The 12,052-nt window shown below is 68.8% G+C and carries 12 protein-coding genes and 1 pseudogene; 4 read left to right on the top strand and 9 right to left on the bottom strand.

Translation table 11 applies throughout. The annotated features are described in order from the left end of the window. Positions 1-16: 16 nt before the first annotated feature. The 5 genes from rplW to CG740_RS28310 form a co-directional block, all read right to left on the bottom strand. Positions 17-331 carry a 50S ribosomal protein L23 gene (rplW, locus tag CG740_RS28330; RefSeq protein ID WP_100578120.1) on the bottom strand — a complete coding sequence of 105 codons (315 nt, stop codon included), beginning with the start codon at positions 329-331 and terminating at the stop codon, positions 17-19. After that, positions 331-981 (bottom strand): 50S ribosomal protein L4, encoded by a 651-nt coding sequence (gene rplD, locus CG740_RS28325; RefSeq protein WP_100578119.1) that lies wholly within the window; start codon positions 979-981, stop codon positions 331-333. Before rplD ends, rplW begins: the two co-directional genes overlap by 1 nt. Before the next feature lie 4 nt (positions 982-985). Next, on the bottom strand, positions 986-1,630 hold the full coding sequence (gene rplC, locus CG740_RS28320; RefSeq protein WP_100578118.1) for a 50S ribosomal protein L3: 645 nt from the start codon (positions 1,628-1,630) through the stop codon (positions 986-988). A gap of 14 nt (positions 1,631-1,644) precedes the next feature. Next, on the bottom strand, positions 1,645-1,953 hold the full coding sequence (gene rpsJ / locus CG740_RS28315) for a 30S ribosomal protein S10 (RefSeq protein ID WP_003948644.1): 309 nt from the start codon (positions 1,951-1,953) through the stop codon (positions 1,645-1,647). A 390-nt stretch (positions 1,954-2,343) separates the two neighbouring features. After that, positions 2,344-2,724, bottom strand: a complete 381-nt coding sequence (locus tag CG740_RS28310) for a hypothetical protein (protein ID WP_159030424.1) — start codon at positions 2,722-2,724, stop codon at positions 2,344-2,346. Positions 2,725-3,172: 448 nt separating this feature from the next. Between CG740_RS28310 and CG740_RS28305 the strand changes: the two genes are divergently transcribed. Next, on the top strand, positions 3,173-4,009 hold the full coding sequence (locus CG740_RS28305) for a DNA-binding protein (protein ID WP_100578116.1): 837 nt from the start codon (positions 3,173-3,175) through the stop codon (positions 4,007-4,009). Positions 4,010-4,044: 35 nt separating this feature from the next. After that, positions 4,045-4,473: pseudogene (locus tag CG740_RS28300) on the top strand (Uma2 family endonuclease); the annotation flags it as partial. Between the two features lie 81 nt (positions 4,474-4,554). On the opposite strand, the gene CG740_RS28295 reads toward CG740_RS28300, so the two are convergent. Then, complete coding sequence (locus CG740_RS28295; RefSeq protein WP_100578114.1) at positions 4,555-4,764, bottom strand: DUF397 domain-containing protein; 210 nt, start codon at positions 4,762-4,764, stop codon at positions 4,555-4,557. Next, positions 4,761-5,639: a helix-turn-helix domain-containing protein gene (locus tag CG740_RS28290; protein ID WP_100578113.1), complete on the bottom strand. Its 879-nt coding sequence runs from the start codon at positions 5,637-5,639 to the stop codon at positions 4,761-4,763. The genes CG740_RS28295 and CG740_RS28290 overlap by 4 nt, the downstream gene beginning before the upstream one ends. A 154-nt stretch (positions 5,640-5,793) precedes the next feature. Between CG740_RS28290 and CG740_RS28285 the strand changes: the two genes are divergently transcribed. Together CG740_RS28285 and CG740_RS28280 are read left to right on the top strand one after the other, a co-directional pair. Continuing rightward, entirely contained in the window at positions 5,794-6,234 is a 441-nt protein-coding gene (locus CG740_RS28285; protein ID WP_100578112.1) for an ATP-binding protein, read from the top strand. A gap of 108 nt (positions 6,235-6,342) precedes the next feature. Beyond that, positions 6,343-8,382, top strand: a complete 2,040-nt coding sequence (locus CG740_RS28280; protein ID WP_100578217.1) for a PIG-L family deacetylase — start codon at positions 6,343-6,345, stop codon at positions 8,380-8,382. 155 nt (positions 8,383-8,537) lie between these two features. On the opposite strand, the gene tuf is transcribed toward CG740_RS28280, so the two are convergent. Together tuf and fusA are read right to left on the bottom strand one after the other, a co-directional pair. After that, positions 8,538-9,731 carry an elongation factor Tu gene (gene tuf, locus CG740_RS28275; protein ID WP_100578111.1) on the bottom strand — a complete coding sequence of 398 codons (1,194 nt, stop codon included), beginning with the start codon at positions 9,729-9,731 and terminating at the stop codon, positions 8,538-8,540. 159 nt (positions 9,732-9,890) lie between these two features. After that, a complete protein-coding gene (gene fusA, locus CG740_RS28270) occupies positions 9,891-12,017 on the bottom strand; it encodes an elongation factor G (RefSeq protein ID WP_100578110.1) in 2,127 nt (708 codons plus the stop codon). Positions 12,018-12,052 lie beyond the last annotated feature (35 nt).

Below are 12,052 nucleotides of genomic sequence, written 5' to 3'. Positions count from 1 at the left end.
GGACCAGGGCGCTCCGTTAGGAGGCCTGGCCGAAGATGTCGATACGGTCGCCCTCAGCAAGGGTCACGATGGCGCGCTTGGTGTCGGCGCGCTTGCCGAAACCGGTCTTCGTGCGCTTGCGCTTGCCCTGGCGGTTGATCGTGTTGACCCCGGTGACCTTGACCGAGAAGACCGCTTCCACGGCCTGCTTGATCTGGGTCTTGTTGGAGCCCGGCTTGACGACGAACGTGTACTTGTTCTCGTCGAGCAGCGCGTAGCTCTTCTCGGACACAACCGGCTTGACAAGAATGTCGCGCGGGTCCGTGAAGGTCTTGCTGGTGATCTCGGCCATCAGGCCTCGCTCCCCTCGTTGTCATCGGCCTTGGGGCCAGACACGAAGGACTCGAAAGCGGCCTGGGTGAAGACCACGTCGTCGGAGACGATCACGTCGTACGTGTTCAGCTGGCCCGGCTCCAGGATGTGGACCTGGGGCAGGTTGCGGGCGGACAGCCACGCGGCCTCGTCGGCGCGCTCGACGACCAGGAGCAGGTTGGCGCGCTCCGAGATCTTGCCGAACAGCGTCTTGGCGGCCTTGGTGGAAGCCGTGCCCTCGACCACGCCGGTGACGACGTGGATGCGGGAGTGGCGCGCCCGGTCGGAGAGGGCACCGCGCAGGGCGGCGGCCTTCATCTTCTTCGGGGTGCGCTGCGAGTAGTCACGCGGCTGCGGGCCGTGGACGACGCCACCGCCGGCGAACTGCGGCGCGCGGGTCGAACCCTGGCGCGCGCGGCCGGTGCCCTTCTGGCGGTACGGCTTGCGGCCACCACCACGGACTTCGCCGCGAGTCTTGGTCTTGTGCGTGCCCTGACGGGCAGCAGCCAGCTGCGCGACAACGACCTGGTGGATCAGCGGAACGCTGGTCTTCGCGTCGAAGATCTCCGCGGGGAGCTCGACGGTACCGGCCTTGTCGCCTGCCGGCGAAAGGATGTCAATGGTGCTCATTACCTCAAGCCCCCTTGGCCGCGGTACGGACCAGGACGAGGCCGCCGTTCGGACCGGGGACCGCGCCCTTGATGAGGAGCAGACCCTTCTCCGCGTCAACCGCGTGGATGGTCAGGTTCTGGGTGGTGACACGCTCGTTGCCCATGCGGCCCGCCATGCGGGTGCCCTTGAACACACGGCCAGGGGTGGCGCAGCCACCGATGGAACCGGGCGAGCGGTGCTTGCGCTGGACGCCGTGTCCGGCGCCGAGGCCCTTGAAGTTGTGACGCTTCATGCCACCGGCGAAGCCCTTGCCCTTGCTCTTGCCCGTGACGTCAACCTTGACGCCGGACTCGAACACCTCGGCAGTGATCTCCTGGCCCAGCGTGTACTCGCTGGCGTCGGAGGTGCGGAGCTCCACGAGGTGACGGCGGGGAGTCACGTCGGCCTTGGCGAAGTGACCCTTGAGGGGCTTGTTCACCTTGCGCGGGTCAATCTCGCCGAAGGCGATCTGGACCGACTCGTAACCGTCGACGTCGTTCGTGCGGACCTGCGTCACGACGCACGGCCCGGCCTTGATGACGGTGACCGGGACAACCCGGTTGTTCTCGTCCCAGACCTGGGTCATGCCGAGCTTCTCGCCCAGGACGCCCTTGATGTTCTTGCTCATCTCGGCCCGTCCCTTCAGAGCTTGATCTCGATGTCGACACCGGCCGGCAGGTCGAGGCGCATCAGCGAGTCAACCGTCTTCGGCGTGGGGTCGAGAATGTCGATGAGGCGCTTGTGCGTGCGCATCTCGAAGTGCTCGCGAGAGTCCTTGTACTTGTGCGGCGACTTGATGACGCAGTACACGTTCTTCTCAGTGGGCAGCGGCACCGGGCCTGCGACCGACGCACCAGTGCGGGTCACCGTCTCGACGATCTTCTTCGCCGAGGAGTCGATGACCTCGTGGTCGTAGGCCTTGAGCCGGATGCGGATCTTCTGTCCCGCCATGGCTACCTAGTAGTCCTTTGTCTCGTAACGCTCTGGAACCCGGGGGCTCTACCGACTCTGTCTCCGACCCACGCGGTCGGGCGTGTCGCATTCCCTCTACGCAGAAATCCCATACGGAATTTCCCAACCAAGGGGACGCGGGCCACAGGACCTCGCGGACGGGGGCAGAACACCCACCGGACGCCTGGCTGGAGCCCCGCTGACACTTCCCGGAAGATTCCCGTACGTCCGCCTCTGATCAGGGGCGACGAGTACGATGGGACTCGCTTCCGGTCCTCCCGGCGGGAGGCGCGCAGCATCGGCACTCAACCGAGCAACCCCGATAGTCTGCCACACCGGGGCAGGGCCTGGCCAATCGCAGCCGGGAAGCGTACCCCACGTCACATGCGCTCACGCATTCGGCACGCAGCCGTGCGGTGCGGACCCCTCTTCCCCGGCGCCCTGAGCCACCGCGACCATGATCACCCCCGGCGCCGGCAGTCCGATCCCGGGCCCGGTGAGCCTGGCCCTCGCGGCGTGCGGCGGATCGACGAAGTCCACGGCACGGCCGTACCGCTCCAGCCCGTCGAGCTCGATGCGACCGCCCCGCCCGATGCTCCGGGCCCGGACCGCCGGTTCCACCACGGCGAACACCTGCCCCACGCGCACGACGCCGGCCACGCACCGGACGACGCAGACGACAGCGGTTGCGCCCACCTCCTCGACCGAGCAGACGGCAACGGTTGCGCCCACCTCCTCGACCGACCGGCCCCGGACCCGCACCTCAGCCACCGGCCCCACAGAACCCCGCCCCCGGCCTGCCACCGATCCCCACCTGCCTCACACTCCCCCGGCGCGCGGCACTGCCCGTGCGGCAGGTAGTGCCGCGCGTAGCCCCGCACACCACTCGATGCCCCTCCTGTTGGTGGCGCCGGGTCGCACCCCCCACGACTCGGTTCCCCACGGCCCGGCACACCGCGACCCGGCGCCCCGCGCCATCAAAAGCCCTCAATTCCCGAAGGGAAATCCCCCTCCCAACCCCTCCAGCCTCCCGTCACTCACACGGGTGACATCGCCCAACTCCGCTGGATTTGCTGGCAGTTGACTGGCATATGCTCGCGCCGACAGCCTCGGGAGCCCTGGCCTCCGAGGCGACGACAACCCCACACATGCATCGGCCCCCGGCCGGGACTGGCATCCCGATCGAGGGCCTGACCAACTAGGAAGCACAACCTTCCCGATGGCTCTTCAGAACCCTAGCGCGCCCCCGCGCCCCTCGTCCCGCGTTCCCGACGGCACCACCCACTCCGGTGTCGTACACGCCAACACCCGGCACACCAATCGCTACACGGTCGTCGGCAACCACCTCGCCCAGCACCGCGAGCTCTCCCTGCTCGCGATCGGCCTCGCCGTACACATCCAGTCCCTGCCCGCCGGGGCCCGCATCGGCATCAAGGTCCTCGCCGACCGCTTCCCCGAGGGCGAGGCCCGCATCGCCGCGGCGCTGCGCGAGCTGGAGGCGCACGGGTACCTGAGGCGCAGCCGGGAGCGGCTGCCCAGCGGCCGGGTCGTCACCCGTACGGTGTCCTGCAATCAGCCCGGGCACGGCCGCGCGACGCCGTGCAGCCCACCCGACGCGCGTCGCCCGGAGCCGAGGCCCCGCAGAACCATGCCCCCTGCCCCGTCGGCCTCCGTGTCCTCGCCCACACCACCCCCGGCTGCCCCCGTGCCCTCACCCGAGGCCGCACAACTCCTCAAGGGGCTGCGCGGTGACGAACCCCGCCTCCTGCTCGCGGAACGGGACGTAGACCGCCTCACGCCACTCGTAGCCGCATGGCTCGACCGCGGGGCCCACCCCGACGCCGTACGCCGCACCCTGACGGCGAACCTCCCCGAGCCGCTGCATCACCCGGCGTCCCTGCTGGCCCACCGCCTCGCGGCGCTGCTCCCGCCACCCATCCCCGTGCAGGTGCGTCCGGATCCGCTCCAGAATTGCGAAGCCTGCGACCGGGCCTTCCGGGGACCCGCCCCCGGCCACTGCCGCGACTGCCGGCCCGATGTCCACGATGCTGCCTGACGTGCACCGATACCGGGCGATGCGAAGGCTGGTTCACCGCCGTGCGGGTGCGCAAACGCCTGGAGAAGGTGATGCCGGAGGATCTCGTCACCCATGCGGGAGCACCCGACGTCGAGGACGAGGTGGCGCACATCATGCGTCGCCCCGACATCATCGTGATCCGCGAACCCGACATGGAAGGCGACGGCTCCTTCGACCCCCGCACCCTCATCGCCGCCATCGAAGTCGTCTCCCGCTCCAACCCGGACAATGACTGGGTGGGCAAGATGCGGGACTACCCCCTGCTCGGCGTCCCCGTCTACGCGGTCTTCGACCCCCGCACGGGGACCGGCGCCGTTCTGTCCGAGATCCACTCCACCACCGACGGCCCCCGTTACGCGACGCGGAAGGACTTCGTCTACGGCGAGGACGTCGCCATCGCGGAGTGGACGATCTCCACCGATTCACTGCCGCGCTACCCGTAGCGTCTCCTCGCGCAGCCGCATGCCGTCCTCTGCGCCCCGCACCCGGCGCCAACCAGGCGTGGGGCAGCACCAGTTGAAGGATCAGCTCTTCGACGCGTACAACACGAAATCCGCCCACGCGTCCGGCGTCAGCGCAAGCTGGGGGCCGCCTATGGTCTTGGAGTCGCGGACGCGGACCGCGCCTGGGGCTGTAGCCACCTCGACACAGGACTCGCCGTTGGTGCCGCCGCTGTAGCTGCTCTTGAACCACGCCAAACCGGAGGCGTCCCTGGTGGGGGCATTGCGGATCATGTCTCTCCCAGCAGTCGTCCAATGAAGGCCAGCGACTCCCGAGGCGGGAGAGCTTGCGCCCGGATGGTGCCATATTGCAGCTCGATGATGCGAAGCTGTTTTGGGTCAGTGGTCGGTCGCCCGTTGAATTCGCCGTCGGCACGCCCCACCGCCGTCCCGTCCGGGAACTTCAGGAACTCGATCCTGCCGTCCAAGCCTGGATGCGCCTCGGTGTTCGTCGGCATGACCTGAAGCGTGACGTTGCGCAATCGCCCCACCTCCAGCAGACGTTCGAGTTGCTGTCCCCACGCCATTGTGCCCCCAACCTGTCGGCGCAGCGGGGCCTCTTCCAGCACAAAGTGGATCGAGGGAGCCGGCTCGCGCTCGAAGATCGCCTGTCGAGACAAGCGTGCGGCCACCATGCGCTCCACATCGTCCGGCGAGTACGGCGGCTGCGCTGCGCCGATCAGGGCCCACGCGTGCTCCGGCGTCTGCAACAGCCCCGCGATGATGTTGCACTCGTAGACGGCGATCTCGACCGCCTTGGCCTCCAGCTTCTTCAACTCCCGAACCTTCTTCGGATACCGGACCTTCGCCACGTCCTCCTTCATCGCCGCGATGAGCCCACCCGCCCCCAAGACCTCGTCCGCCTTGTCCAGATACTCGGGCTGAGGGATCCGCTTGCCTCCCTCGATCTTGTAGACCATGTCCTCGCCGTACCCCACCGCAACCCCGAACTCGGCGGCCCGCATCCCCCTCGTCTCGCGCCGCAGCTTCAACTGGCGCCCAACCGTCGTGACCACGGCCACGCCCCAGTCGTCGTCCGGGTCGACCTCCCAGCCCGGCTCGTCCGCCTCGCCCTTGAGCCGGGCCGCCTCGCCGTCCACCTGCCGCATCCCGCACCCCTCCGTCGTACGCACACGCCGCAACGCCCCTACCCGTCCGGCCCGCGCCGACAGCCACGACAACGCCGGACAAACTCCGGACAGTCACCGTACGGACCCGCCAAGTCACTATTCACGGTAGGCGCGCACCACCACGCTCGGTCACGTGAATCCGAAAAACTCCACCCAACCCCTCGCCCCCGTACGGCAGTTCAGCGTGCTGCTGTCCTCCACGCCACGCGGCGCGCACCTGGCCCGCTTCCTCGCCACGGAGTGGCTGCGCACCTGGGGCCTGCCACCCGGCGTCATCGACACCGCCGAACACCTCGTCGCCGAGCTCGCCGCGAACGCCGCCACGCACGGCCGGCTCCCCGGGCGGGACTTCCGGCTTGCCCTCCACGCCACCACGGACGTGCTCCGCATCGAGGTGACGGACACCCGGGGTGACGATCTCCCCCGACGCCGGCCCCCGTCCCCGGATGCCACATCGGGACGCGGCCTGATCCTCGTGGAGGCGTTCGCCGACCGCTGGGGCGTCGCACTCGGGCCCGTCCCCAGAAAGACCGTCTGGGCCGAAGTCGATCTTCTTCCGGTGAAAGCACGGTAAAGCGGAGGCCCCGCCAACCCTGGCACGCAACCCCTCCCGCCGCTCTCCCATCTACCTGGACGCGCGATCCCACCGGATCGCCGGGAACCGGGGCGAGTGGTGGACGGGATGGACGTGGACGAGACGGCAAGGCCCGCGGGGCCGGGACGAAGGGCCGTGCTGGGGGGCGCCGCCGCAGGGCTCACCGTGGGCCTCGCCGGATGCTCCGTGCCCAGTACGGGCCGGGGGCGCGTGGCGGGCCCGGCCGCCCCGCTCGGCGCCGCATCCCACCGCCCCCTCCTCCTCCAGATCCTCGCCCACCCCGACGACGACCTGTACTTCATGAACCCGGACACCCAGCACACCCTGGACTCCGGGGTCCCGCTGGTCAGCGTCTACGTCACCGGCGGGGAGGCCAACGGGGACAACCGGGTGGTCAGTGACACCGGGCCGCACGTCTACGACAAGGCCGCCTATTCCTCCGCCCGGCACCAGGGGCTGCGGCAGGCGTACGCCACCCTGCTCGGGATGGACCGGTACACCCCGTGGGAGAAGTCCGTCGCCGAGCTGCGCGGCGGGCACCGCGCCGAGGTCAACCGGCTCCAACACCGGGGCCGCAGCGTGGAGTTGGTGTTCCTCAACACCGCGATGCACACCCCGCTCGGGGGGAGGATGGGCCTGCCGAGCCTCTGGGAGGACCGTCACCTCCAGCTGCCCGTCGTCATCGCCGAGGGGTCCCCGCTCACCCGGGCCAAGGCGTACACGTACGACAGCATGGTGGACGTCCTCGAAGGGCTGCTCGCCGACTACGAGCCCACCCTCGTCCAGACCCTCGACCCCGACCCGGACATCCAGCACAGCTCGCCGGTCAACCGGTCGCACGACTCCGAACAGCCGGGGTACTCCGACCACGCCGACCACACCGCCGCCGCCTCCTTCGCCTGGGCCGCGCTGATCCGGCACGCCGAGCGCGGCAACGCCTTCCTCGCCACCGCCTACCGGGCGTACTACAACCGGCACTGGCCCAAGAACCTGCCGCCGAGGGTGCTCGCCGAGAAGGCCGCGCATCTCGTGCCGTACGGCGGCAGCAAGGACTGGCAGTGCGGGAACCCCGGTGGGTGCGGGGACTACAACGTGGGCGGGAACCGGCCGCTGACCAACTGGAAGGGGTGGGTGCGCTCCACCCACTACCGACACCCCGGCGCCCGGCTGCTCGCGTCCGGCGACGGCGCCCAGGCCTACGGCGTGCTCGGGCTGCGGGCGGTGCGGTGGAGCCGCAACGCCGACGACGGCTGGGGCGAGCCCGAGGACCTGGGCGGCTCGCCGCTCGCCCCCGTGCTCGGCGGTGCCACCCTGGCCGACGGGCGGCAGCTGCTCTTCGCGCTGCGGTTCTCCTCGCTCCAGGGGCGGGCCGGCGCCAACACCCGGGAGATCGTCGCCCTTGAACAGGGCGCGCCCGGTGGGAAGTTCGGGGCGTGGAAGGGGCTCGGGAACCCCGAGCGGGGGGACGACCGGGGGCGCCGGATCGGGCCGCCCACCGCGGTCGCCGCACCGGACGGCCGCGTCCACCTCTTCGTGCGCAACGCCGAGCGCGGCATCAGCTCCCGTGTCCGGGAGGCGGGCGGCAGCTGGGGGCCGTGGCGCGATCTGGGCGGGGAGTCCGTGCAGGAGGGGCTGAGCGCCGTCGTGGACGGGCGCGGGCGCGTCCATGTCTTCGCGGCCGGCGCCGACACCGTGCACCACTGGACCCAGAGCGCCCCCGGCCGCCCGCTCGCCCCCGTGCCGTCCCGGCTGCCGCTCGCCGTGGACGCGGTGGCCCCGGTCGCGCTCGGCGACGGCGTACAGCTGCTCTACCGCTCCTCGGCCGATCCGAAGAAGGCCCGCCAGGACCCGGGCTCCCCCGCGTCCGCGCGCCTCACCTCCGTGCACGCGGACGGCAGCGCGGCGAAGCCGGTCTCCCTCGACGGGTACGGGCCGGTCGGCGCGGCCGGCGGATACGTGCTGGGTACGGACGAGCAGGGGCAGGTCCAACTCGCGGGCGCGGGGCGGGTGTTGAAGCGGCCCCGGGGCACGGTCCCGGTCGGCCCGCCCACGCTGTACGTCCGCGAAGGGCACCCGCTCGCGCTGGGGCTCGGGGTGGACGCCGCTCCCTGGTCCTGGCGGCCCTGAAGCCTCGCGGATCCCCGTACGGACGGCGAACCCCGTACGGACAGCGAACCCGTACGGACGGCGAACCCCGCACGGACGGCGAAGAGCCCCGCACCTCGAAAGGTGCGGGGCTCTTCTGACAGCTCAGCGAGCTACCAGGTCAGACGGTCAAGTACTTACTTGACGATCTTGACGACCTGGCCGGCGCCCACGGTCCGGCCACCCTCACGGATGGCGAACTTGAGGCCCTCCTCCATGGCGACGGGCTGGATCAGCGCGACGTTCATGGCGGTGTTGTCGCCCGGCATGACCATCTCGGTGCCCTCGGGGAGGGTAACGACGCCGGTCACGTCCGTGGTACGGAAGTAGAACTGCGGGCGGTAGTTGTTGAAGAACGGCGTGTGACGGCCACCCTCGTCCTTGGACAGGATGTACGCCTGGGCCTCGAACTCGGTGTGCGGCGTGACCGAACCGGGCTTGATGATGACCTGGCCGCGCTCGACGTCCTCGCGCTTGATGCCACGAAGCAGCAGACCGACGTTCTCACCGGCCTGGCCCTCGTCGAGCAGCTTGCGGAACATCTCGATGCCGGTGACCGTGGTGGTGGTCTTCTCGGTCTTGATACCGACGATGTCGACGGTCTCGTTGACCTTCAGGACACCACGCTCGATACGACCGGTGACGACGGTGCCACGACCGGTGATCGTGAAGACGTCCTCGATCGGCATCAGGAACGGCTTGTCGACGTCACGCTCGGGCTGCGGGATCGCCTCGTCGACGGCGGCCATCAGGTTCAGGACCGACTGGCCCCACTCCTTGTCGCCCTCAAGCGCCTTGAGCGCCGAGACCTTGACGACCGGCAGGTCGTCGCCCGGGAACTCGTACTCGGAGAGGAGCTCACGGACCTCAAGCTCGACGAGCTCCAGGATCTCCTCGTCGTCCACCATGTCGGCCTTGTTCAGCGCGACGACGATGTACGGAACGCCGACCTGGCGGGCCAGGAGCACGTGCTCCTTGGTCTGCGGCATCGGGCCGTCGGTGGCGGCAACCACGAGGATCGCGCCGTCCATCTGCGCGGCACCCGTGATCATGTTCTTGATGTAGTCCGCGTGACCGGGGCAGTCGACGTGGGCGTAGTGACGCGACTCGGTCTGGTACTCGACGTGCGCGATCGAGATCGTGATACCGCGCTGGCGCTCCTCAGGAGCCTTGTCGATCTGGTCGAAGGCCGAGGCCTCGTTCAGGTCCGGGTACGCGTCGTGCAGCACCTTGGTAATGGCGGCCGTGAGGGTCGTCTTACCGTGGTCAATGTGACCGATGGTGCCGATGTTGACGTGCGGCTTAGTCCGCTCGAACTTCGCCTTCGCCACTGGGTCCTCCTGTGGAGTGGTTCTGTACGCCTTGCTTCATCGGCGCCAGGTGATCTTTGCTGGGATGCCGGGGCCCGGGGCATTCACCGTAAACCTGATGGTTTACGCCGAATGCCCCAGTGGCTCCGGTGACAAGCCTAAAGCGTGAACTCGGAAGAGTTACTCGCCCTTGGCCTTCGCGATGATCTCCTCGGCGACGTTCCGCGGAACCTCGGCGTAGGAGTCGAACTGCATCGAGTAGCTTGCGCGACCCGAGGTCTTGCTGCGGAGGTCGCCGACGTAGCCGAACATCTCCGAGAGGGGCACGAGGCCCTTCACGACGCGGGCGCCGCTGCGCTCCTCCATGGCCTGGATCTGGCCACGGCGGGAGTTGATGTCACCGATGACTTCACCCATGTAGTCCTCGGGCGTGGTGACCTCGACGGACATCATCGGCTCAAGGAGCACGGGCGAAGCCTTGCGCGCGGCCTCCTTGAAGGCCTGCGAACCGGCGATCTTGAACGCGAGCTCGGAGGAGTCGACCTCGTGGTAGCCACCGTCGAGAAGAATGACGCGGACGCCGGTCATCTCGTAGCCGGCCAGGATGCCGAACTGCATGGCCTCCTGCGCACCCGCGTCCACCGACGGGATGTACTCCCGGGGGATGCGGCCACCGGTGACCTTGTTCACGAACTCGTACGACGCCTCGCCGCCCTCGATGGGCTCGATCGCGATCTGCACCTTGGCGAACTGACCGGTACCACCGGTCTGCTTCTTGTGGGTGTAGTCCACGCGCTCGACGACCTTGCGGATCGTCTCGCGGTACGCGACCTGCGGCTTGCCGACGTTCGCCTCGACCTTGAACTCGCGACGCATACGGTCGACGAGGACGTCGAGGTGAAGCTCGCCCATACCACCGATGATGGTCTGGCCGGTCTCCTCGTCCGAGTGCACCTGGAAGGAGGGGTCCTCCTCCGCGAGACGCTGGATGGCGACACCCAGCTTCTCCTGGTCACCCTTGGACTTGGGCTCGATGGCGACCTGGATCACCGGCGCCGGGAAGTCCATGGACTCCAGGATCACCGGGGCCTTGTCGTCGCACAGCGTCTCACCGGTGGTGGTCTGCTTCAGGCCCATGACGGCGACGATGTCACCGGCGCCCACCGACTCGATCTCCTCACGCTTGTTCGCGTGCATGCGGTAGATCTTGCCGATGCGCTCCTTCTTGCCCTTGATGGGGTTCAGCACCGCGGTGCCGGCCTCAAGGCGTCCGGAGTAGATCCGGATGAAGGTGAGCTTGCCCAGGTGCGGGTCGCTCGCGATCTTGAACGCCAGCGCCGAGAGGGGCTCCTCGTCGGACGGCTTGCGCTTGACCACGACCTCCGGGTCCTTGACGTCGTGGCCCTCGATGGCCTCGACGTCCAGGGGGGAAGGCAGGTAGCGGACGACGGCGTCGAGCAGGGGCTGAACGCCCTTGTTCTTGAACGCGGTGCCACAGAACACGGGGGTGACGGTGGTGTCGCCGCCCTTGCCGGACGCGATGGTGATGCGACGCACCGCGGCGTACAGCTGCTCCTCGGTGGGCTCGACGCCCTCAAGGAAGAGCTCCATGATCTGGTCGTCGTTCTCCGCGACGGTCTCGACCAGCTTGCCGCGCCACTCTTCAGCGGCCTCGGTGTGCGTGGCCGGGATGTCGACGACGTCGTACATCTCGCCCTTGGTCGCTTCCGCGGACCACACGAGGGCCTTCATGCGGACCAGGTCCACAACGCCCTCGAAGTTGGCCTCGGAACCGATCGGCAGCTGCATCACGATCGGGGTCGCGCCGAGGCGGTCCACGATCATGTCCACGCAGCGGTGGAACTCAGCGCCGGTGCGGTCGAGCTTGTTGACGAAGCAGATACGCGGAACGCCGTAACGGTCGGCCTGACGCCAGACCGTCTCGGACTGCGGCTCCACACCGGCGACACCGTCGAACACGGTGACCGCACCGTCGAGGACGCGGAGCGAACGCTCCACCTCGACCGTGAAGTCCACGTGGCCCGGGGTGTCGATGATGTTGATGGTGTGGTCGACGTCCTCAAGCGGCCAGTGGCAGGTCGTCGCGGCGGACGTGATCGTGATGCCGCGCTCCTGCTCCTGCTCCATCCAGTCCATCGTGGCAGCGCCGTCGTGGACCTCACCGATCTTGTACGAGACGCCGGTGTAGAACAGGATCCGCTCGGTGGTGGTCGTCTTGCCCGCGTCGATGTGAGCCATGATCCCGATGTTGCGGACCTTGGCCAGGTCAAGTGAAGTGGTAGCCATATCGGCTCAGTCTTCTCTCGGTCTCGATGTGGGTA

The sequence above is a fragment of the Streptomyces sp. CB01201 genome (assembly GCF_002803085.1).
In the GTDB taxonomy this organism is placed as follows: Bacteria; Actinomycetota; Actinomycetes; order Streptomycetales; family Streptomycetaceae; genus Streptomyces; species Streptomyces hundungensis.
This window is presented reverse-complemented; position numbering and strand designations above follow the sequence as displayed.

Excerpts from the sequence above, each read along its gene's own strand:
- rplW (WP_100578120.1), bottom strand. The coding sequence starts at position 331 with ATGGCCGAGATCACCAGCAAGACCTTCACGGACCCGCGCGACATTCTT.
- rplD (WP_100578119.1), bottom strand. The coding sequence starts at position 981 with ATGAGCACCATTGACATCCTTTCGCCGGCAGGCGACAAGGCCGGTACC.
- rplC (WP_100578118.1), bottom strand. The coding sequence starts at position 1,630 with ATGAGCAAGAACATCAAGGGCGTCCTGGGCGAGAAGCTCGGCATGACC.
- rpsJ (WP_003948644.1), bottom strand. The coding sequence starts at position 1,953 with ATGGCGGGACAGAAGATCCGCATCCGGCTCAAGGCCTACGACCACGAG.
- CG740_RS28305 (WP_100578116.1), top strand. The coding sequence starts at position 3,173 with ATGGCTCTTCAGAACCCTAGCGCGCCCCCGCGCCCCTCGTCCCGCGTT.
- CG740_RS28295 (WP_100578114.1), bottom strand. The coding sequence starts at position 4,764 with ATGATCCGCAATGCCCCCACCAGGGACGCCTCCGGTTTGGCGTGGTTC.
- CG740_RS28290 (WP_100578113.1), bottom strand. The coding sequence starts at position 5,639 with ATGCGGCAGGTGGACGGCGAGGCGGCCCGGCTCAAGGGCGAGGCGGAC.
- CG740_RS28280 (WP_100578217.1), top strand. The coding sequence starts at position 6,343 with ATGGACGTGGACGAGACGGCAAGGCCCGCGGGGCCGGGACGAAGGGCC.
- fusA (WP_100578110.1), bottom strand. The coding sequence starts at position 12,017 with ATGGCTACCACTTCACTTGACCTGGCCAAGGTCCGCAACATCGGGATC.